This window comes from Mycobacterium sp. NGS39 (assembly GCF_059812765.1).
Genome location: NZ_JCALDH010000007.1, coordinates 134,030 through 154,411, shown reverse-complemented (window position 1 = coordinate 154,411; position 20,382 = coordinate 134,030). Strand labels below are relative to the sequence as shown.

Here is a 20,382-nt window from a genome sequence, read left to right as displayed (position 1 = left end):
CTATACCGCGGTGAGCCGCGGCTCTGTGGGCACCTCCACGGGATCGATGCGGTCGTTGACCGTCGCCAACGTGACATCCACCCGCTCCGCGGCGCGGTCGCACATGCCCCGCAGCCGCTGACTGGCGGCACCCACGTCATCAGAGGCGACGCGCAGATACGCGGTGACGTTCACGCGCAGCCGGTCGACGGCAAGAGCCAGCCGTTGACGCAGCCGGTCGTCGACCTCGACTGTGACATAACCGAACCGGATCCTCATGGCGCTGCTCCCCTCGCAGTGTTTGGTGTCAACGGTAGTGGAACCGGCGTCGTCGTGAGCGATACGGTTCACCGGGAAAGGGGCCAGCATGATCTTCATCGTCGTGAAGTTCGAGACAAAGCCGGAATGGACGGAACGTTGGCCGGAGCTTGTCGCACCGTTCACCGAGGCGACCCGCGCTGAAGAGGGCAACCTCTGGTTCGAGTGGTCGCGCAGCCTCGAGAACCCGGCCGAGTACGTTCTCGTCGAGGCGTTCCGGGATGACGACGCCGGCGCGGCGCACGTCAACAGCGAGCACTTCAAAGCCGCGCAGCGCGATCTGCCTCAGGCCCTGGTGTCCACCCCCAGGGTGATCAGTCAGACCGTCGACGCCACGGGGTGGTCGCGGTTGGCGGAGATCACGGTCGACTAGTCGATGGTCACCGCGATCTCGTCGCCAAGCCGGTAGCCGTCGGCAAGCGGCAGCCTATCCCCGCTCCAAAATGAGCCTGGGTCAAACCAATTCGAGTCCTTGTGCGTCGACAACAGTCCCATCTCCTCGTAGGTGATCGCCACTGTCTCTGCGCAGTAGGCGGTTTCCAGGCCGGCTTGCCGTTGCCTTGCCTTCTTACTTTCAGCGGCGCCACGAAATTTTCTGCCCGCCAACGGAATTCCGAGGATGACGTCGGTCGGCTTCGGTGTCCGGCCGCGGAACCAGCGCGCCGTCAATCGCATCGTGCTCGGAAACGGTGTGCCGTCCATCCGGGCGATCACCCGCAGCAGCCGGTCCTCCTGCTCTCGAGTCGGCGGCGGCGTGAGCTGCCGCAGCCAGCACTTTTGTCCGTAACGCCGCATCCACTGCTCGACCGCCTCGCGCGCGTCGTTGAGTTGAACGCCTCGCTGCTGCTGGCCGGTCCACATGTCGGTGAGCTTGTTGCCCAGTTCGGCGTGCCACATCAGCGGCGGTAGATCGTCGATCGCGACCGTCATTCCGACGTGGTTCACCGGGCTGTTGGTCATCGACTGGATGGCTCGGTCTTGCCCGGACCGCCCGCGGAACAGCCAGATGTCGCCGGTCCTCGTTTCTTCCAGAGCTCGCTCGAGCGACACGGTGTGCTCGTCCACGGTCGCAGCATAAGCTGAGCGCAATGCGCAAGTGGGTGAAGTGGATCGGTCTGGCGGCGGTCGCCGGGGTGGCGGCCGGCGGGGTGCTGGTGGCTCGGGATCAGCGGCGCCGTAACGCCTATACCCCCGACGAAATTCGCGCGCGACTGCATCAACGGCTCGCGGAATCCGACGGCGGCGAGTCCCCGTGAGGGCGCCGTACTACGAGAGTCGCTTCATCCGTGCGAACCATCCCTCTGCCGCACAGGCGCTCTGGTTGCGGGAGACGTTGCTGCTGACAAGCAGTGGCGCCGAAAGCGCGGACGTCTGGGTGATGGTCTTCGACCCGGACGGATCGGGGAATTGCGCAGTGAAGCAGCCGTATCCGATCGAGGAGGTGTCGATTCAGGCCGATCCATGGGCCGTACGGATCGGCGACACGTTCCTCGACGACGACGGCGCTCGTGGCGCGATTGCCGGTCCGCGCAGCGCATCCTGGGATTTGCGAATCACAGGCGGCGGGGAGCCGGTGAAACTGTTGACAGAACGCCAGTATTCGGCGCGCTTCCCGTCCGCGAAGACATCAGTCCGCGCCCCGTTGGCGCGTTTCGACGGGCATGTCACAGTCGACGATCTGCGCATCGATCTGAACGGCTGGACGGGCAGTGTCAACCACAATTGGGGCCGGCGCCACACGCCCGCATATGCGTACGGCCAGGTGTGCGGTTTCGACACCGCGCCGTCGTCGTCGTTCGAAATCGCCACTGCCCGTGCAGGACTCGGCCCGGTGACCCTGCCGCCGACAACCCTGCTGGTGTTGCGGCATGACGGGCGCGAGCTCGCTGTCCGGTCGCTTGTGGCAGCGCGGCGCACAACAGGTGAATACCGGCCGTTCGCGTGGCGGTTCTCGGCCCGAGTCGACGACGTGGTGCTGCAGGGGTCCATCACCGCCGAGCCGCGGGATGTGATCGGACTCAACTACATGGACACGAACGAAAAGACGAAGTACTGCTACAACTCTGCGGTCTCGACGTGCCGGCTACGAGTCGGCTCTGCCGAACTCGTCGCCGCCCGGCGGGCCATGTTCGAGATCCTGACCGACGCCCGGCTGGACACCGTGCCGCTGCTGGCTTAGTGAGTCACCATGCCGCCGTCGGCAAGCAGCACCTGGCCAGTGATGTAACTTCCGGCGTCTGAGGTGAGAAGCAGTGCAGGCCCGACCATTTCATCTGGATCGGCGAGGCGCCTCAGCAGCGTCTCGTTGGCCGTCGCGTCGATGAACTCCTGCGGGTTGTTACGCATCATCTGCGTGTCCACTGGCCCGGGGGCCAGCGCATTGACCCGGATCCCCTGCCGCGCAAAAGCTGCCGCCATCGACCGAGTCAGTGCGAGCCATCGCCGCCTTCCCGGCCGCATAAAGCGGCATGTTGCCCGAAAAGAGGAATGCAGCCGGCGAAATCAGATTGACGATCGCCGCGTGTTCGCTATGCGCCAGATGAGGAAGTGCCTCCTGCACCAGAAACAGCGGACCGGTGACATTGACGGATAGGGATTTGTGCCATGCCTCCGGGGTGATCTCGCCGAACTGCTGCAGCAAAGACGTCGCAGCGTTGTTGACGAGTATGTCGATGCCGCCGAATGCGCTTACAGCCTGCTGGACAAGGCTTTTCACGTGATCGAGGTCACCCATGTGCGCGGCGACGGCTGCGACCCGTCCCGGTGCGTCTACTTCCAACGCCTGGCGGGCATCTTCGCAGCGTTGCGCGGACCGGCCGGTGATGACGACGTTCGCGCCTGCGGCAAGGTGGCCCTGTGCGAGCGAAGCCTATTCCGCGGGTTCCGCCGGTGATGATCGCAGTGCGGCCGGTCAGATCGAACAGGTCACGCAGTTCGTCGGCGTTCATGACATGTCTTTCGATGGTTTACCTACAGCATCGGAGAACGTATGGCCTGTGGCGGCCAAAACGTGAGTCGCCGCAAGAATTTGGGTACGGTTTTCCAGCTCGATGGCGGCTTCGACGTTGGCGGCGTCTTGGTTGGCGCGGAACACCTGCTTGGTCATTTCCAGTCCGAACGGGCTGAAGGACAACAAGGTGTCGGCGATCTCGCGTGCGCGACTCAGTAAGTGCTCGTCGTCGACCACTTCGGACACGAGACCGATGCGCTCGGCCTCTTCGCCATCGACTTTCTTTGCGGTGAAGAGTCATTTCGGCCGCGCGGGTGGTGCCGATGAGCTTGGGCAGCGTGTAGCTGACACCGATGTCGCAGCCGGACAGGCCGAGCTTGATGAACTGGGTGCAGAACATCGCGCTGCGCGCGGCGATGCGGAAGTCGCACGCGGCGGCGATGCCGAGGCCACCTCCAACGGCAGCACCGTTGACGGCGGCGATCACGGGCTGGGGAATGCCCATCACTTTAGGCACCAATGAGGCGAATTCTTGCGTACGCATGCCGGCCGCAGGGCCGGTTCTCGTTGCCGCGGTCGGTGCGACGGCGGGCTGCGACAGGTCCAGGCCGGAGCAGAAGCCGCGGCCGGCGCCGGTCAGTATCACCACCCTGGTGTCGGATTCGGCGAGGCCGTCGAGCGTGGCGTGCAGTTGCGACACCATCTCCATGCTGAGTGCGTTGAGACGATCGGGATTGTTGAGCGTGACGACGGCGAGGTCCGGCGTCGGTTGGTCGGTCAGGACGAGGTTCACATTCGTAATCTAGAGGCGCCGAGCGTTCGGGCTAGCGGCGCGCTCAATAAGCCGGTCGTCGGTTCTTGTCAAGGTCGGTTGCTTTATTTGTGGATGGGTCCGGTTGTTGTGGATAAGTCGGCGTGAAACGTATTGGCGGGCAATGCTTGTCAGTGGGTGTCTCTAGATTCGGGGTATGAATTCGATCGCGTTCGAGGCGGCGGTGGCCGTCTATGACGCCGTGGATGCCGCGCTGGAGGCCATCACCGCGCTCGACCGCGACGGCTTGTCCACCGCCGAGCGGGTGGCGCTGTTGGAGCGTCACGAACGCTGGCGCCGACGCCTGCCGGCCCTCGAGCGTGAACTGCTCGCCGAGCTGACCCACGCCTCGTCCGGCGAACTCGGCGGGCGCCTGCCCAAGTGCTGGCCGACCGGCTGCGGATCTATCGGCGCGAGGCGGCGCGCCGCATCGACGACGCGGTCGACCTCGCACCGCGGAGCGCGCTGACCGGTGAACCGCTGCCGCCGAAGCTGGCGGCGACCGCGGCCGCCCAGAGCGCCGGAACCATCAGCGCCGAGCATGTGAAGATCATCCGGACGTTTCTGGCGCAGCTGCCGTGCTCGATCGACGAACCCACCCGCGCCACAGCCGAAGCGCGACTGGCCGCCATCGCCACCCGCCATCGCCCTGACGAACTGCAACGCGCCGCCGACCACTACACCGACGTGCTCAACCCCGACGGCGACTACTCCGACGAGCACCGCGCCCGCCGCCGCGCCATCACTATTTCGCCGCAAGCCCCCGATGGCATGTCCAAAATCACCGGCTGGCTCGACCCGCAGCTGCGCGCCGGCCTGGACGCCGTGCTGGCCAAATGGGCGGCCCCCGGCGCCTGTAACCCCGCCGACCCCACTACGACCGTCGACGGCCAGCCCGCGGCAGAAGCGGTCAGCGCCGATGAGCGCAGCGCCGCCCAGCGCAACCACGACGCGCTCGCCGCGATGGTGCGCTCGACGTTGATGTCGGGTGAGTTGGGTTCGCATCAGGGCCTGCCGGTCACCATTACCGCCACCGTCGCGCTCGACGACCTCCAACGTCGAGCCGGCAAGGCCCACACCGGCTCAGGCAGCTGGCTGCCGGTCACCGACCTGATCCGCATGGCTGCCCACGCCTACCACTATCTACTCGTGTTCGACCAGGCCAGGCGGGTGCAGCTCTACAAGGGCCGCACCACCCGCCTGGGCACCCCCGAACAACGCCTGCTGCTCTACGCCTTAGAGCGCGGCTGCACCCACCCGGGCTGCGACGTACCGGCCTATTGGTGTCAAATCCACCACCTGCGCGACTGGGCCACCGGCGCCCCCTCGACATCGATAACCTGACCCTGTCCTGCGGACCCCACAACCGCGACGCCACCACCGGCTGGACCACCCGAAAACGCGCCGACGGCACCACCGAATGGATCCCACCCCCAGACCTCGATCACGGCCAGCCCCACACCAACACCTACTTCCACCCCGACCGCATGTTCGACGACGACGAAGACGACGAAAAAGATTGTGGCTGAGTGCTTTTCGTCAGCGGGTGACGAACTGCACGACCGCGTCGGTAAAAGCGTCGTTGTCGTCTCCCGCTGCGGTGTGACCGGCGTCGGAAAGTTCGACGAATTCAGCAGTAGGTACCTTTTCGAGGAAGTTTTTGACTCCCTCGACGCTGACCACGTCGGACAGCTTGCCGCGGATCAGCAGAATCGGAATGCGAAGGTCGATCGCCGCGCTTTCGAGTTTCTCGACACGCAGATGCGGATCGTCCTCCGGCTTGGTCAGCAGCTTCGGGTCCCAGTGCCAATACCAACGGCCGTTGCGTTGGCGCAGGTTCTTCTTCAAACCCTCCGGATTGCGCGGCCGCGTCCGGTGTGGCAGATATGCCGCGACCGCATCGGCAGCTTGCTCCAGGGAGTCGAAGCCGTGCACATGGCTGAACATGAAGTCGCGGATGCGGGCACTGCCGCTCTTCTCGAACCGCGGCACCACGTCGACGAGCACAAGCTTGCTCACCGTCGCCGGCCCGGCGGCATGGGCAGCAAGAATGCCGGTCAGCCCGCCCATGCTGGCGCCGATCAACGCGACGGGCCGGTCGATGGCGTCGATGACGCGCAGCACGTCGCCGCACAGCGTCTCGAGTGCGTAGTCGGCACCGGGCGCGCGATCACTGTCCCCATGTCCACGGGAATCCAGCGCGACGACATGAAAACCCTTGTCGGCCAACACCTGACCGGTGCTCTTCCAAGAGAATCGGTTCTGCCCGCCGCCGTGGAGCATCAGAATCGAGGGCCGCCCGTCAAAGGACGCGTTGTGGTTCCACTCGTCGGCGACCAGCGTCACGTCGTTGACGCCGCAGTAGGTCACCGTCTGAGGTGTGCTGCTCATCGGGTCACGGTAGCCGACCCAAGATCGACGGTCTCGTGGACGTCTGCCGCGATGAGTTTGGGTGACGGTGGCAGTCGATACCAGTGACCAGAGGAGGAGAACGCCATGCCGTCCATCACCCCGTGCCTGTGGTTCGACGACAACCTCGAGGAGGCCGCCCAGTTCTACACGTCCGTGTTCCCGAACTCCAGAATCGAGGGCTTCGACCGCTATACCGAGGCGGGTCCTGGTACTCCCGGCCAGGTGGCGTCCGGCACATTCGTGCTCGACGGCACCCGCTTCACCGGCCTCAACGGTGGGCCGGTCTTCTCCTTCACCGAGGCGGTGTCGTTCATGGTGCACTGCAGGAACCAGGAGGAGGTCGACTACTACTGGGACCGGCTCGTCGACGGTGGCCAGGAGTCGCAGTGCGGGTGGTTGAAAGACCGCTTCGGTTTGAGTTGGCAGATCGTGCCTGACCGGCTCTTCGAATTGGTCAACGATCCGGACCCGGCTCGCGCCACGGCCGCCACCAAGGCGATGCTCGGCATGCGCAAGATCGTGATCGCCGAATTGGAGGCTGCTGCCGCCGACGCCTGATCCGGCGGCCCCGTTAAGCTGCCGCCATGGGTGAGCCCGGCTGGGTCGAGGTCGACGCGCCGACGGTAACGCTGCGCGGGCTTGCGTGGAGTCCTCGCCAAGGGGCCGCTGACGCGCCAATTGCATTGTGCCTTCACGGTTTCCCCGACACCGCGCATGGCTGGCGCAAAATCGCGCCGAAGCTCACGGCGGCCGGCTGGCGGGTGGTCGCCCCGTTCATGCGGGGGTACGCACCATCGACGATCCCGTCCGACGGCAGCTACCACGTCGGCGCACTCATGGACGACGCGTTGCGTGTCCTCGACGCGTTAGGCCCGACCGGGCGTGACGTGGTCATCGGCCATGACTGGGGCGCGATCGCCGGCGTGGGACTGGCTGCGATGCCGGACAGCCCATTCGCCAAGGCCGTCGTCATGTCGGTGCCGCCGCCGGCATCGTTCCAGCCGCTCGGCCGCATTCCGCAGGCCGGGCGACTGGCCGCGCAGCTACCGCGTCAGCTGGCCCGCAGCTGGTACATCATGTATTTCCAGCTGCCGCTGCTTCCTGAGCGCTCGGCGTCTTGGGTGCCGCGTCGCCTGTGGCGGCAATGGTCGCCGGGCTATCGCGCCGAGGAAGACCTGCGCCATGTCGACGCGGCGATCGGCACCCCCGAGAGTTGGCGCGCCGCGCTGGGCCCCTACCGCGCCACCGTCCGCAACACCCGGCCACCGGAGCAGTACGCCGAGTTGCATCGGTACTGGCTCGAGGCGCCGACGCTGCCCACCCTCTACCTGCACGGTAGAGACGACGGCTGCGCTACCTCCGCGTATACCGAATGGGCGCAACGGATCTTGCCGCCAGGCAGCGCCGCACACGTCGTCGACGATGCCGGTCATTTCCTGCAACTCGAACAACCCGACATCGTGGCGGGCCGCATCGTCGACTTCATCGGTCCCGCTGAGAGCTAAGAGCCCTTCAGGCCTGGGTGCTGGCGAGCCACCAAGCCCACGATCAGTTCGCGCGGCGCAAAACGCGGAAGCAACGCGGCGGCCCGGTTCGCCACCCCCGGCACCACCACACCCTTGCCCGCCGCCAGGCCGTCGATGCCGGCGAGTGCCACCTCCTCGGCGGTCTTCCACATCACCCGCGGCAGCGCCGCCTCGGCCTCTTCGTCGGGAATTCCGGCGGCCTCCCCGAAGCCGGTCTTCACCGGCCCCGGGCACAACGTCGTCGCGCTCACCCCGGTGCCGCGCAGCTCGCCACGCAACGCGTCGGTGTAGGACAACACAAACGCGTTCGCCGCGCCGTACGACGCCTGACCGGGCACCGGAGCGAACGCGCCGGCCGACGCCACGTTCAGCACGGCACCCCGGCGCCGCTGCACCATGCCCGGCACGAACCGGCAACAGAGGTCGACGACCGCGGCCACATCGACCTCGACCACGTTGAGTTCCTTCTCCGCAACGGCTTTCGCGATCGGCCCCACCGTCGCCAACCCGGCGCTGTTGACCAGGATGTCGACCTTCAGGCCCAGCGCGGCGACCCGGTCCGGCAGCCCAGCTCGCTCGGTGCGATCCGACAGGTCGGCGGGCAGCGGATGCGCCGGTGTGTCCAGTTCGCCGGCGAGTGCCTCCAGCTCCGCGGCGCGCCGGGCCACCAAGACGACGCGATGTCCACGCCGCGACAGCTCGCGGGCGATCGCCTCACCGATTCCTGACGACGCGCCGGTGACCAGCGCGGCGCTGCGTTCTGCGGGTGCTGGAAGAGTCATTCGTATGACCGTAGCCCTGACCGCCACCGACGCGCAGGTCTACTGGATGTCGGCCAAAATTCCCAACGACCAGTTTCTGCTGTACGCGTTCGACGGCGAGCCAGCCGATCTGGAAACCGCCGTGGCGCAATCCATTCGGCGCGCCAACGGCTGTCCCGACCTGAGGCTGCGCGTCGACGACAGCTGCCGGCTGACATATCCCAGATGGGTCGCGGGCGACGTCACCGCCGAGCAGGTGGTGGTCCACGGCGCGGCCGTCAGCTGGCAGCACTGCCTGGACGCGGTTGCCGAACTGGGCCGCCACCAGCTCGACCCTCGCGACACCGCGTGGCGGCTGCACGTGTTTCGCCCGGTGCCGGGCGTGCCAGGTGCCTCGATGGCGTCGACGGTCGCGGTGGTCCAGATGGGTCACGCGCTGGGCGACGGCGTGCGCTCGTCTGCCCTTGCAGCCGTGCTGTTCGGGCGATCCTGCCACGCCGTGCCCCCCGTCACCCGACGGCGCCGAGGATGTCTGCTGACCCGCGCTCCCGCTGCCGCCCGCGCGCGACGCCAGCTTGACCGTGACACCGCCGCGGGCCTCGTCGCGCCGCCGCCACCACCGCGGCCCGCGTTGAGTGTCAACCGCAAGCCTGAAGGCACACCGGCGATCCGCACCTTCACCCGGCTCCGCGGTGAGTTGGCTCCTACCGTCACCAGCGCGGTCCTCTCGGCGGTGTCCGAGGCGCTCTCCGCCTACCTGCGTGACCGCGGCGAGGACCCGTCGACCCTGGGCGCCGAGGTGCCGATGGCCAAACCCGGCGTGCGCTACGCGAACAACCACTTCGGCAATGTCGGCGTCGGGCTGTACCCAGAGCTGCCGCGGGCCAGCCGCGCGACGAGGATCGCCGCAGACCTCGACGATCGTCGGCGCCGCGCCCGACATCCAGCGTTCGCCGCAGGCGACGCCGCGCTGGAAGCCGTTCCCGCCGTGTTGTTGCGCTGGGGCGTCGGCCAATTCGATGCGGACATCCGCTCGCCCGTCGTCGTCGGCAACACCGTGGTTTCCAGCGTCAACCGCGGCGCAGCCGACCTGACCTTCGGCGGGCGGCCTGTGCTGCTCACCGCCGGTTACCCGGCGTTGTCACCGATGATGAGCCTGACCCACGGGGTGCACGGCATCGGCGACACAATTGCGATCAGTATCCGCGCCGCCGGATTGGACCTCGACGAGTACGTGAACAGGCTGTCGATGGCATTGCCGCAACACTAGAACACGTTCTAAATTCTGCCTCATGGGATTTCTGAAACCGGAACTGCCCGTGGTCGACTTCGAGGAATGGAGCAAGGGCACCCGCAGCGAAAAGATCCGGCCGATGGCTCGGCACTGGGCCGAGGTGGGCTTCGGCACACCCGTCGCAATGCACCTGTTCTACGTGGTCAAGATCCTGCTGTACATTCTCGGCGGCTGGCTGTTCGCGCTGGCCACCAAGGGCATCGACGGGTTCACCAACGTGGGTGCGTGGTGGTCGGAGCCGATCGTCTTCCAGAAGGTCGTGCTCTACACGATGCTGTTCGAAGTGGTAGGACTGGGCTGCGGCTTCGGGCCGCTGAACAACCGCTTCTTCCCGCCGATGGGCTCGATCCTGTACTGGTTGCGGCCGAAGACCATTCGGCTGCCCCCCTGGCCCAATAGGGTGCCGTTCACCAAGGGCGATAGCCGCACACCGGTCGACGTGCTGCTCTACGCAGCGCTTCTGGTGATGCTGCTGTGGGCGCTGCTGTCCGACGGCACCGGCGGCGTGCCGGGACTGCTGCCGACATGGCAGATCGCCGTGATCCTCGGGCTTCTGGCCGTCGCGGGCCTGCGCGACAAGGTGATCTTTCTGGCCGCCCGCGGCGAGGTGTACGCAAGCTTCGCGGTGACCTTCCTGTTCGCGGGCGACGACATGATCGTCGCCTCCAAGCTCGTCTTCCTCGTGATCTGGATCGGCGCGGCGACCAGCAAGCTCAACAAGCACTTCCCGTTCGTGATCTCGACGATGATGTCGAACAACCCGCTGATCCGCGCCAAGTCGATGAAGCGCAGATTCTTCGAGCACTTCCCCGACGACCTGCGGCCGGGGCGGGTATCGCGGGTGATCGCACACGTGAGTACCGCGATCGAGATGCTGGTGCCCCTGGTGCTGTTCTTCTCCCACGGCGGCTGGCCGACGGCCATCGCAGCGTTCGTGATGGTGTGCTTCCACTTCGGCATCCTGTCTGCGATCCCGATGGGTGTGCCGCTGGAGTGGAACGTCTTCATGATCTTCGGGGTTCTCAGCCTGTTCGTCGCCCACGCCGACGTCGGTCTGGGCGACGTGAAAAACCCTGTCCCCGTTGCCCTTTTGTTCGTGGTGCTGGCCGCAACGGTGGCTCTGGGCAACCTGTTTCCGCGCAAGATCTCGTTCTTGCCCGGTATGCGCTACTACGCCGGCAACTGGGACACGTCGCTGTGGTGCCTCAAGCCGTCGGCGGCCGAGAAGATCGAACGCGGGCTGGTGGCGATCGCCAGCATGCCGCAGAAGCAGCTGGAGCGGTTCTACGGCAGCCCCGAGGCCGCGCAGATCCCGATCTACATGGGATATGCGTTCCGGGGCTTCAACACTCACGGCCGCGCATTGTTCACGCTCGCGCACCGGGCGATGGCCGGACAGAACGAGGACGACTACCTGATCACCGACGGTGAGCGCATCTGCAGCACCGCGATCGGCTGGAACTTCGGCGACGGCCACATGCACAACGAGCAGCTGATCGCGGCCATGCAAAAGCGATGCCACTTCGAACCCGGCGAGGTGCGGGTCGTACTGCTGGACGCCCAGCCCATTCACACGCAGACGCAGCGGTACCGGCTGGTCGACGCGGCCACCGGGGAGTTCGAACGGGGTTACGTCAGAGTCGCCGACATGGTCGTCCGACAGCCGTGGGATGACGACGTGCCCGTGCACGTCGACGAGTCCTCGACGGGGGCGTCGGCAAGCAGGAAGTGACCCCGCCGCAACCGCCTTCGCAGCCTGGTTGACAATCGACACACGTCAACTTTCGAAGGAGAAGCTCATGGCTGAAGCCGTCATCGTCGAAGCGGTACGGTCGCCGATCGGCAAGCGCAACGGCGGGTTGTCGGGTGTGCATCCCGCCGATTTGTCCGCGCAGGTCCTCAACGCGCTGGTTCAGCGCGCCGGGGTGGATCCCGAGATCGTCGACGACGTCATCTGGGGCTGTGTGATGCAGGCCGGCGAGCAGAGCATGGACATCGCGCGCACGTCGCTGCTCGCGGCAGGATGGCCGGAGAGCGTGACCGGCGTGACCGTGGACCGCCAGTGTGGGTCCAGCCAGCAGTCGATCCACTTCGCCGCGGCCGGTGTGGTTGCCGGGCACTACGACGTCGTGGTGGCCGGCGGCGTCGAGTCGATGTCGCGAGTCCCGATGGGCGCCTCTCTGGCCGGCGGCGGCAACCCGTTCCCGCAGGCGTTCATGGACCGCTACGGCGTGCACCCGAACCAGGGGATCGGCGCGGAGATGATTGCTCAACGGTGGGGCTTCGACCGCACCCAGCTCGACGAGTTCTCGCTCGGGTCGCACGAAAAGGCCGCTGCTGCACAGGATTCCGGCGCGTTCGACGACCAGATCACCCCGATCAAGGACCAGGACGGCAACCCCGTGCTCAAGGACGAGGGCATCAGGCGCGGCACCCCGATGGAGAAGATGGCGCAACTGAAGCCCGCGTTCAAAGAGGACGGCGTGATCCACGCCGGCAACTCGTCGCAGATCTCCGACGGCGCGGCCGCAGTGCTGATCACCACCGACGAGAAGGCGAAATCGTTGGGGCTCAAGCCTATTGCGAAGATCCACACCGCCGTCTTGGCCGGTGCCGACCCGGTGATCATGCTGACCGCGCCGATCCCCGCGACGCAGAAGGCGCTCAAGAAGTCCGGGCTGAGCATCAATGACATCGGCGTGTTCGAGGTCAACGAGGCGTTCGCGCCGGTTCCGCTGGCCTGGCTGCACGACATCGGTGCCGACGAGAAGAACCTCAACCCCAACGGCGGCGCGATCGCGCTGGGCCACCCGCTCGGCGGGTCGGGCGCCCGGATCATGACCACGATGGTTCATCACATGCGCGACAAGGGAATTCGCTACGGCCTGCAGACCATGTGCGAGGGCGGCGGCCAGGCCAACGCCACCATCGTGGAACTTCTGTGAGCGAGCCTGCGGCGCTCGTCGAGCGTCGCGGCAACGTCGAGGTGATCACGATCAACCGCCCCGAAGCCCGCAATGCGGTCAACGGGGCAGTGAGCACCGCGGTCGGAGATGCGCTGGAACACGCCGACAACGACCCCGACGTGTGGGCGGTGGTGATCACCGGCGCAGGGGACACGTCGTTCTGCGCCGGAGCGGACCTCAAGGCCATCGCCCGCCGCGAGAACCTGTACCACCCCGAGCACGGCGAATGGGGCTTCGCCGGCTACGTCCACCACGTCGTCGACAAGCCGACGATCGCGGCCGTCAACGGCACCGCCCTCGGCGGCGGCACCGAGATCGCGCTCGCCAGCGACCTGGTGGTGGCCGACGAGAGCGCGACATTCGGGCTGCCGGAGGTCAAACGGGGACTGGTCGCCGCGGCGGGCGGGGTGTTCCGGATCGTCGACCACCTGCCTCGCAAGGTGGCGTTGGAGATGTTGTTCACCGGCGACCCGATCTCGGCGGCCGACGCCGCGCGGTGGGGCATGGTCAACGAGGTCGTGCCGGACGGGACGGCTCTGGAGGCCGCGCTGGCGCTGGCGCAGCGCATCACCGTCAACGCGCCGCTGGCCGTTCAGGTGAGCAAGCGGGTGGCCTACGGCGTCGACGACGGCGTGATCACCGACGAAGAGCCGAAGTGGGCGCGGCTGTTCAACGAAGTCAGAACGCTGATGAAGTCGCAGGACGCCAAGGAGGGGCCGCTGGCGTTCGCCGAGAAGCGCCAGCCCGTGTGGAAGGGCAGGTAGCGCGCATGCCGTTGATCGTGGCCGTGCGAGGCCGCACCCCGCACATCCATCCCGAGGCCTGGGTCGCGCCGAACGCTTCGGTGATCGGCCAGGTGACGGTCTCCGCCCGCGCCAGCGTCTGGTACTCGGCGACGCTGCGTGCCGAGGCCGAACCGATCCACGTCGGCGCCGGCACCAACATCCAGGACGGCGTCACCGTCCACGTCGACTCCGAATATCCCGTGCACATCGGGACCGGTGTGAGCATCGGCCACAACGCGGTGGTCCACGGCTGTGAAGTGGCAGACCACGTGCTAGTCGGCATGGGCGCGATCATCATGAACGGCGCGGTGATCGGCACCTGCTCGCTGATCGCCGCCGGCGCACTGGTGCCGCAGGGCATGGTGGTTCCGCCACGGTCGCTGGTGACCGGGGTGCCCGGACGCGTGCGGCGCGAGCTCAGCGACGCCGAGGTGGCCACCAATCAGCAGAACGCAGCGGTCTACGAACGCCTCGCCGAGTTACACCGCGGAGCGTCTTAGAGCTTCTCCCGGAACGTCACCCAGACGTCCCCGGTGTCGTGCACGCCGACGGGCCGGCTCATCGCATCCAAGATCGCGTCGACCTCCTTGTGGTCCAGCTCGACGGGAGGCAGCCGGTCGCCGTTGTCGTCACGGACGTCGTACTCGAACACCAGCTCGGCGAGCGGGTGCAGCCAGTGCGACACCGTCACCTCCTTGCCGTCGCCGTTGCGGTACGTACCGGTCAAGAAAAAGCCGCCGGCACGCTGGAAGCGGCGATGGATCGCGGCCTGCAGATGAGCCAGGAAATGGTTGGTGAACTGAAGCGGCAGCTCGCGATCTCCGCTACGCAGCGTGGCCAATCTGACGTCTCCTTCCGTGGGCAACTCAGCACAGCACTACCCCACAGCCTAGGAAGACGGTGTCGCGGCCCGGCGAAATTGGGTAATCGCCTACGGTGACCAATGTGCGTGCTCTCGTCACCGGCGCCACCGGATATGTCGGATCGCGGCTCGTCGCGGCGCTACTGCGCGACGGCCACCAGGTCGTCGCAGCGAGCCGAAATCCGGCCTCGCTCAAGCGCTTCGGCTGGTATGACGACATCCAGCCGGTCGCCCTCGACGCGGGAAACCTCGACGCGACCCGGGCGGCGTTCGCCGATGCCGGGCCCGTCGACGTCGTCTACTACCTGGTGCACGGCATCGGCCAGCCGGGCTTTCGCGAAGCCGACAACCGTGCGGCGGCCAACCTCGCGACCGCTGCCAAAGAAGCCGGAGTGCGGCGCATCGTCTACCTCGGCGGATTCGTGCCCGACGACGACGACCTCTCCGAGCACCTGGCCAGTCGCGCCGAGGTGGCGGCGTCGCTGTCGGTCGACGGCGGTGCGGAGGTGGTCTGGCTCGGCGCGGCGATGATCATTGGGGCGGGGTCGACGTCGTTCGAGATGCTGCGGTACGTCGGCGACCGGTTCCTGCTCTTTCCGCTGCTGCCGTGGGCGGCCAATCCGATGGATCCGATCTCAATCCGCGACGTCCTGTACTACCTTGTCGCCGTGGCCGACTCCGACCGCGTGCCCGCGGGCGGCTACGACATCTGCGGGCCGGAGACAACGACGTACCGCGACCTTCTGTTCGACTACGCCCGCGCGACCGGCACCTGGCGGGCCGGGCTGCCGGTCCGCGGCATCGACACGGCTTTGGTGTCGCGGGTGACGGCGGTCGCGCTGCCGGTTCCCGGTGGTCTCGCCGCCGACCTCGTCGAGTCGCTCGACCACCCGATGACCGCCTCCGACCACCGGCTGAGCGACCTGGTGCCCGACCCCCCGGGTGGGCTGACCCCGATCGCGGACGCGATCGCCGCGTCAGTGGCCACCCGCACGCCCCGGCCCGTCAACGAGCTCGCCGACCCGCATCACCTGGCCGATACCGATCCCGACTGGGCCGGCGGCGACGTGCTCGCGCTGCAGCGGCTGGCCAGGGCGGTGACGCCGGCGGCCGCGCGGCCCGCGCTCGAACTGGTCAACCTGGTGCCCGGCCTCGTGGCCGGAGTGCTTCGCACGGGGCTGGACATTTTGGCCGAACTCACGCCGAACGGAAAATCTGCATGACGCAACAGGCGCCGGAAACCGCACGGCCCGGACTGCTGGGCGAAATCAAAGAGATCGCGACCACGGTCGCGGTTCCGTACCACGAGCCGCCCGCGGTGGTCGTTCGGCGGCGCATCGTCGTCGCGGTGTTCTTGGTGATCGGTGCCGTGGTGCTCGGGTTCTCGCTGAAACGACCCGCCGGCGACGACTCGTTCTATTGGTCGACGTTCCTGCTCGCCGGGGTGTGGTTCGCCGGCGCGTTGTTGTCGCGGCCGCTGCACCTCGGCTGCATCAAGTTCCGCGGCCGCAACCAGCGACCGGTCATCACCGGCACAGTGGTCGGACTGGCGTTGGGCGGTGCGTTTCTGCTCGGCGGTTTGGGCGCGCGCGAGATCCCGGCGGTCAACGACTACATCACCCGCGTCCTCGAGTTCGCCGACCGCGGCTCGCTGCCGCTGGTTCTGGTGCTCACACTGATCAACGGCATCGCCGAAGAATGCTTCTTCCGGGGGGCGCTGTACTCGGCGTTGGGCCGGTTCTATCCGGTGGTCTTCTCGACGCTGCTGTACATCGCCGCGACCCTGGCCAGTGGCAACCCGATGCTCGGCTTCGCCGCGGTCATCCTCGGCACGGTGTGCGCCCTTGCGCGCCGCGCGACCGGCGGAGTGCTGGCGCCCATCCTCATCCACTTCTGGTGGAGCGTGCTGATGGTGCTGGCGCTGCCGCCGATTTTCGGCCTTTCGGCAGGACGGTGACCGATTCATGACCTACGACGTGATCGTCCGCAACGGCCTGTGGTTCGACGGAACCGGCGCCGCGCCTTCGCTTCGCACCATCGGCGTGCGCGACGGCATCGTCGCGGATGTGTCCGCCGAGCCGCTGGACGACACCGGCTGCCCGGAGGTGATCGACGCGGCCGGCAAGTGGGTGGTCCCGGGGTTCATCGACGTGCACACCCACTACGACGCCGAGGTGCTTTTGGATCCCGGCTTGCGCGAGTCCGTGCGGCACGGCGTCACCACGGTGCTGCTGGGCAACTGCTCGCTGTCAACCGTCTACGCCGACGCGGCCGACGCGGCCGATTTGTTCAGCCGCGTGGAGGCGGTGCCGCGCCAGTACGTGCTCGATGCGTTGAACGCCAAGCAGACGTGGTCGACGCCCGCGGAGTACGTGCGGGCGCTCGACGATCTGCCGCTGGGGCCGAATGTCGCCTCGATGCTTGGTCATTCGGATCTGCGCACCTCGGTGCTCGGGCTGGGCCGCGCCACCACGGACAACGTCAGGCCCAGCGATGCCGAGCTGGACAAGATGGCTCAGTTGCTCGAGGAGGCTCTGGACGCCGGGCTTGTGGGCATGTCCGGAATGGATGCGCCGATCGACAAGCTCGACGGCGACCGGTACCGCTCGCGTGCGCTGCCGTCGACGTTCGCGACCTGGCGTGAACGCCGCCGGCTGATCGCGGTGTTGCGCAAGCGTGACCGCCTTCTGCAGAGCGCACCCAACGTCGAGAATCCGCTTTCCGGGCTGTTGTTCTTCGCCTCCAGCAGCCGAATGTTCCGCTGGCGCAACGGCGTTCGGATGAGTCTATTGGTATCGGCGGACGCCAAGTCGAACCCGGGCGCGGTGAGGGTGTTCGGACCGCTGACCCGGCTGCTCAACAAGCTGTTCGACGCGAGCATCCGGTTCCAGCACCTGCCGGTGCCGTTCGTGCTCTATTCCGACGGCATCGATCTGCCGGTGTTCGAAGAGTTCGGCGCGGGCACTGCCGCGTTGCACCTGCGGGATCAGTTGCAGCGCAACAGCTTACTGGCCGACACTGAATACCGCCGCCGCTTCCGTCGGGAATTCGACAAGGTCAAATTGGGACCGACGTTGTGGCATCGCGACTTTCACGATGCGGTCATCGTCGACTGCCCTGACGTCGGCTTGGTGGGCAAGAGCTTCGGGCAGATCGCCGACGAACGCGGTTTGCATCCGCTGGATGCATTCTTGGACGTGCTCGTCGAGAACGGCGAGCGCAACGTGCGGTGGACGACTGTGGTGGCCAACCACCGGCCTTCGCAGCTGGACAAGCTGGCCGTCGAGCCGACCGTGCACATGGGGTTCTCCGATGCCGGTGCGCATCTGCGCAACATGGCGTTCTACAACTTTCCGCTGCGGCTGCTCAAGCGTGTGCTGGACGCGCAGCACGCCGGAAAGCCGTTCATGACGGTCGAGCATGCGGTGCACCGGCTGACCGCCGAGGTCGCCGACTGGTTCGGACTGGACGCGGGCACTCTGCGCGAGGGCGACCGCGCGGATTTCGTCGTCATCGATCCGGCTGGGCTCGACGACTCCGTCGACGGCTACTACGAAGAGCAGGTGCCGTTCTACGGCGGGCTGAGCCGGATGGTCAACCGCAACGACGCCGCCATAGTGGCCACGGGGGTCGGCGGCGCGGTGGTCTACCGCAGCGGCGTGTTCCGCGACGGGTACGCCTCCACCTCCAAGTCGGGACGATTCCTGTCGGCGGGGGCCCGAGAGCCTGCCTTCACCTGAGGCGAGCGCGAGATCGCGATAGGCGATCGGCTACCGTCGGCGTCATGTCTGAGGTTTCCGGTCACGACCGAATCGACGACGTCGCGCCAGGCGACATCATCGCGCTCGACCTCGGCAAGGGTGAGCATCCGTACAAGGTGGTGTTCAAGGACGTCAACGACGGCGGGTACGTCGTCACGCTGGAAGGCGACGACGGTGAGACGTTCCAGGTGGACCTGACATCCGGCACGACGGTCAAGCGGTCGCTGGCGGCCAAGTGGGAATCGTCGCAGAGCCCGACGCCGCACTCGGACGTCGACGGCTCCTAGCGGTCCTTGAACGCGGGGGAGCGCCGCTGCTGGAATGCGGTTGTGCCCTCGATGAAGTCGTGCGACGTGATCAACACCGACTGACCTTGCTTCTCGCGTTCGAACGCCGCTTCGAGCTCGGTCAGTGTCGCGGCGTTGATGGCCTCTTTGGTCTTGCGGAACGCCACCGCAGGCCCGTTGACCAGGGTCGTGACGACCTTGTCCACCTCGGCGTCGAATTCGTCGGCGGGATAGACGGCGGTGACCAGACCCCAGTCCAACGCCTCGGGCGCGGAGATCCGTTCAGCCAGTAGTGCCATGCGCATCGCCCGTAGCCGGCCGGCCGCCGCGGCCACCAACGCAGACGAGCCACCGTCGGGCATCAAACCGATCTTGGTGAACGCGAGCATGAAAAACGCGTTCTCCGAAGCCAATACGATGTCGCAGCCGAACGCCAACGAGGTCGCGACGCCGGCCGCCGGGCCGTGCACCACCGCGACAGCCGGCTTCGGCAACCTGGTGATGGCCCGCACCGCGCGGTTCGCTTCGTCGATGATTTTCGTGGGAGAGCTTGCGCCACCGCCCTTTTGATCTTCCTCGCTGATGCCCGCCCCGGAACTGAACCCGCGGCCGGCTCCGCCGAGGCGCACCACCAGCACCCGGTCGTCGTCACCCGCCTGTTCCACCCAGTCGGCGATGCCGGACAGCATCGCCTCGGTGAGCGAGTTCAGGCTTTCTGGACGGTTCATCGTGATCGACAGCACGCCACCGGCGAGCTCGAGCGCGAGGCCGTTGACAGCTCGATAGGCCTCGGTGCTGGAATCGAGGGTCGTCATGGCTACACCTTATGGCTCTGTTAAGTTCGACCAACCAGTGGGTCGGTTCGGTCAGCGACCCAGGAAAGGAAACCGATCAGTGGAGATCAAAGACGCCGTAGCACTCGTCACCGGCGGTGCGTCAGGCCTCGGGCTCGCGACGGCCAAGGCGCTGCTCGACGAGGGTGCCCAGGTGGTGATCCTCGACCTGCCGACCAGCAAGGGCGAAGAGGTGGCCAAGGAACTGGGCGACCGTGCTCGATTCGCACCCGCCGACGTCACCGACGAGGCGGCGGTGACCAAGGCGCTCGACCTCGCCGAGTCGCTGGGCCCGGTGCGGATCAACGTGAACTGCGCGGGCATCGGCAGCGCGGTCAAGACGCTGAGCAAGAACGGCCCGTTTCCGTTGGACGTGTTCACCAAGACCGTCCACGTCAACCTCATCGGCACCTTCAACGTGCTGCGCCTCGCCGCCGAGCGCATCGCGAAGACCGAGCCCATCGGTCCGCCGGACAGCCCGGAGCGCGGCGTGATCGTCAACACCGCCTCCGTCGCGGCGTTCGAAGGGCAGATCGGCCAGGCCGCCTACTCGGCGTCGAAGGGCGGCGTGGTCGGAATGACCGTGCCGATCGCGCGTGATCTGGCCCGCGAGTTGATCCGGGTGTGCACGATCGCGCCGGGTCTGTTCAAGACGCCGCTGCTGGGCTCGCTGCCCGAGGAGGCGCAGAAGTCGCTGGGTGCGCAGGTTCCCCACCCGGCCCGCCTGGGCGATCCCTCCGAGTACGCCGCGTTGGCCGTGCACATCGTCAAGAACCCGATGCTCAATGGTGAGGTGATTCGCCTCGACGGTGCGATCCGGATGGCGCCGAGGTAGCA

The 20,382-nt window shown here is 66.9% G+C and carries 22 protein-coding genes and 3 pseudogenes; 16 read left to right on the top strand and 9 right to left on the bottom strand.

Annotated elements, in window-relative coordinates; all coding sequences use genetic code 11:
• Window positions 1-258, bottom strand: a complete 258-nt coding sequence (locus tag AC5Y39_RS11945) for a hypothetical protein (protein WP_500018633.1) — start codon at window positions 256-258, stop codon at window positions 1-3.
• A gap of 88 nt (window positions 259-346) precedes the next feature.
• Between AC5Y39_RS11945 and AC5Y39_RS11940 the strand changes: the two genes are divergently transcribed.
• On the top strand, window positions 347-670 hold the full coding sequence (locus AC5Y39_RS11940; protein ID WP_500018635.1) for a putative quinol monooxygenase: 324 nt from the start codon (window positions 347-349) through the stop codon (window positions 668-670).
• On the opposite strand, the gene AC5Y39_RS11935 is transcribed toward AC5Y39_RS11940, so the two are convergent.
• On the bottom strand, window positions 667-1,347 hold the full coding sequence (locus AC5Y39_RS11935) for a guanylate cyclase (RefSeq protein WP_500018838.1): 681 nt from the start codon (window positions 1,345-1,347) through the stop codon (window positions 667-669). The two genes, AC5Y39_RS11940 and AC5Y39_RS11935, sit on opposite strands and share 4 nt — an antisense overlap.
• A 38-nt stretch (window positions 1,348-1,385) precedes the next feature.
• Here AC5Y39_RS11935 and AC5Y39_RS11930 point away from each other — a divergent pair, with 38 nt between their 5' ends.
• Together AC5Y39_RS11930 and AC5Y39_RS11925 are read left to right on the top strand one after the other, a co-directional pair.
• Complete coding sequence (locus AC5Y39_RS11930; RefSeq protein WP_499909652.1) at window positions 1,386-1,553, top strand: hypothetical protein; 168 nt, start codon at window positions 1,386-1,388, stop codon at window positions 1,551-1,553.
• Window positions 1,550-2,476: a hypothetical protein gene (locus tag AC5Y39_RS11925; protein ID WP_500018637.1), complete on the top strand. Its 927-nt coding sequence runs from the start codon at window positions 1,550-1,552 to the stop codon at window positions 2,474-2,476. Before AC5Y39_RS11930 ends, AC5Y39_RS11925 begins: the two co-directional genes overlap by 4 nt.
• Here the strand turns inward: AC5Y39_RS11925 and AC5Y39_RS11920 are convergent.
• From AC5Y39_RS11920 to AC5Y39_RS11910, 3 genes and pseudogenes are all read right to left on the bottom strand, one after another.
• A pseudogene (locus AC5Y39_RS11920) lies at window positions 2,473-3,245 on the bottom strand (SDR family NAD(P)-dependent oxidoreductase). The gene AC5Y39_RS11925 and the pseudogene AC5Y39_RS11920 sit on opposite strands and share 4 nt — an antisense overlap.
• Complete coding sequence (locus AC5Y39_RS11915; protein WP_500018639.1) at window positions 3,242-3,493, bottom strand: hypothetical protein; 252 nt, start codon at window positions 3,491-3,493, stop codon at window positions 3,242-3,244. Before AC5Y39_RS11915 ends, AC5Y39_RS11920 begins: the two are co-directional and overlap by 4 nt.
• A 109-nt stretch (window positions 3,494-3,602) precedes the next feature.
• A pseudogene (locus tag AC5Y39_RS11910) lies at window positions 3,603-3,950 on the bottom strand (enoyl-CoA hydratase/isomerase family protein); the annotation flags it as partial.
• Between the two features lie 265 nt (window positions 3,951-4,215).
• Between AC5Y39_RS11910 and AC5Y39_RS11905 the strand changes: the two are divergent.
• A pseudogene (locus tag AC5Y39_RS11905) lies at window positions 4,216-5,587 on the top strand (HNH endonuclease signature motif containing protein).
• Window positions 5,588-5,597: 10 nt separating this feature from the next.
• Here the strand turns inward: AC5Y39_RS11905 and AC5Y39_RS11900 are convergent.
• Entirely contained in the window at window positions 5,598-6,449 is an 852-nt protein-coding gene (locus tag AC5Y39_RS11900) for an alpha/beta fold hydrolase (RefSeq protein WP_500018641.1), read from the bottom strand.
• Window positions 6,450-6,554: 105 nt separating this feature from the next.
• On the opposite strand from AC5Y39_RS11900, the gene AC5Y39_RS11895 reads away from it, so the two are divergent.
• The gene (locus tag AC5Y39_RS11895; protein WP_500018643.1) at window positions 6,555-7,028 is read left to right on the top strand and encodes a VOC family protein; all 474 of its coding nucleotides are present in this window, start codon (window positions 6,555-6,557) and stop codon (window positions 7,026-7,028) included.
• Window positions 7,029-7,054: 26 nt separating this feature from the next.
• Entirely contained in the window at window positions 7,055-7,975 is a 921-nt protein-coding gene (locus tag AC5Y39_RS11890; protein WP_500018645.1) for an alpha/beta fold hydrolase, read from the top strand.
• Here the strand turns inward: AC5Y39_RS11890 and AC5Y39_RS11885 are convergent.
• Window positions 7,972-8,778: an SDR family NAD(P)-dependent oxidoreductase gene (locus AC5Y39_RS11885; RefSeq protein ID WP_500018647.1), complete on the bottom strand. Its 807-nt coding sequence runs from the start codon at window positions 8,776-8,778 to the stop codon at window positions 7,972-7,974. The two genes, AC5Y39_RS11890 and AC5Y39_RS11885, sit on opposite strands and share 4 nt — an antisense overlap.
• Before the next feature lie 4 nt (window positions 8,779-8,782).
• Between AC5Y39_RS11885 and AC5Y39_RS11880 the strand changes: the two genes are divergently transcribed.
• The 5 genes from AC5Y39_RS11880 (at window position 8,783) to AC5Y39_RS11860 (ending at window position 14,302) form a co-directional block, all read left to right on the top strand.
• Window positions 8,783-10,027, top strand: a complete 1,245-nt coding sequence (locus AC5Y39_RS11880; RefSeq protein ID WP_500018649.1) for a WS/DGAT/MGAT family O-acyltransferase — start codon at window positions 8,783-8,785, stop codon at window positions 10,025-10,027.
• 22 nt (window positions 10,028-10,049) lie between these two features.
• Window positions 10,050-11,783: a DUF3556 domain-containing protein gene (locus AC5Y39_RS11875; RefSeq protein WP_500018651.1), complete on the top strand. Its 1,734-nt coding sequence runs from the start codon at window positions 10,050-10,052 to the stop codon at window positions 11,781-11,783.
• Window positions 11,784-11,850: 67 nt separating this feature from the next.
• Window positions 11,851-12,996, top strand: coding sequence for a thiolase family protein (locus AC5Y39_RS11870; RefSeq protein WP_500018652.1), 1,146 nt, complete (start codon window positions 11,851-11,853; stop codon window positions 12,994-12,996).
• Window positions 12,993-13,781 carry a crotonase/enoyl-CoA hydratase family protein gene (locus AC5Y39_RS11865; protein ID WP_500018654.1) on the top strand — a complete coding sequence of 263 codons (789 nt, stop codon included), beginning with the start codon at window positions 12,993-12,995 and terminating at the stop codon, window positions 13,779-13,781. Before AC5Y39_RS11870 ends, AC5Y39_RS11865 begins: the two co-directional genes overlap by 4 nt.
• 5 nt (window positions 13,782-13,786) lie before the next feature.
• Window positions 13,787-14,302 carry a gamma carbonic anhydrase family protein gene (locus tag AC5Y39_RS11860; protein WP_500018656.1) on the top strand — a complete coding sequence of 172 codons (516 nt, stop codon included), beginning with the start codon at window positions 13,787-13,789 and terminating at the stop codon, window positions 14,300-14,302.
• On the opposite strand, the gene AC5Y39_RS11855 is transcribed toward AC5Y39_RS11860, so the two are convergent.
• Entirely contained in the window at window positions 14,299-14,643 is a 345-nt protein-coding gene (locus tag AC5Y39_RS11855; RefSeq protein WP_500018658.1) for a DUF7882 family protein, read from the bottom strand. The genes AC5Y39_RS11860 and AC5Y39_RS11855 overlap by 4 nt on opposite strands.
• Before the next feature lie 95 nt (window positions 14,644-14,738).
• Here AC5Y39_RS11855 and AC5Y39_RS11850 point away from each other — a divergent pair, with 95 nt between their 5' ends.
• The 4 genes from AC5Y39_RS11850 to AC5Y39_RS11835 are packed head-to-tail and all read left to right on the top strand — an operon-like array spanning window position 14,739 to window position 18,712.
• Complete coding sequence (locus AC5Y39_RS11850; protein WP_500018660.1) at window positions 14,739-15,887, top strand: NAD(P)H-binding protein; 1,149 nt, start codon at window positions 14,739-14,741, stop codon at window positions 15,885-15,887.
• Complete coding sequence (locus AC5Y39_RS11845) at window positions 15,884-16,621, top strand: CPBP family intramembrane glutamic endopeptidase (protein ID WP_500018662.1); 738 nt, start codon at window positions 15,884-15,886, stop codon at window positions 16,619-16,621. The genes AC5Y39_RS11850 and AC5Y39_RS11845 overlap by 4 nt, the downstream gene beginning before the upstream one ends.
• A 7-nt stretch (window positions 16,622-16,628) precedes the next feature.
• Complete coding sequence (locus tag AC5Y39_RS11840; protein ID WP_500018664.1) at window positions 16,629-18,404, top strand: N-acyl-D-amino-acid deacylase family protein; 1,776 nt, start codon at window positions 16,629-16,631, stop codon at window positions 18,402-18,404.
• Between the two features lie 44 nt (window positions 18,405-18,448).
• Window positions 18,449-18,712, top strand: coding sequence for a hypothetical protein (locus tag AC5Y39_RS11835; RefSeq protein ID WP_500018666.1), 264 nt, complete (start codon window positions 18,449-18,451; stop codon window positions 18,710-18,712).
• Here AC5Y39_RS11835 and AC5Y39_RS11830 read toward each other — a convergent pair.
• Window positions 18,709-19,527 carry an enoyl-CoA hydratase gene (locus tag AC5Y39_RS11830; RefSeq protein ID WP_500018668.1) on the bottom strand — a complete coding sequence of 273 codons (819 nt, stop codon included), beginning with the start codon at window positions 19,525-19,527 and terminating at the stop codon, window positions 18,709-18,711. The genes AC5Y39_RS11835 and AC5Y39_RS11830 overlap by 4 nt on opposite strands.
• 79 nt (window positions 19,528-19,606) lie before the next feature.
• Here AC5Y39_RS11830 and AC5Y39_RS11825 point away from each other — a divergent pair, with 79 nt between their 5' ends.
• Window positions 19,607-20,380: a 3-hydroxyacyl-CoA dehydrogenase gene (locus AC5Y39_RS11825; RefSeq protein WP_500018670.1), complete on the top strand. Its 774-nt coding sequence runs from the start codon at window positions 19,607-19,609 to the stop codon at window positions 20,378-20,380.
• The last annotated feature ends 2 nt before the right edge of the window (window positions 20,381-20,382 follow it).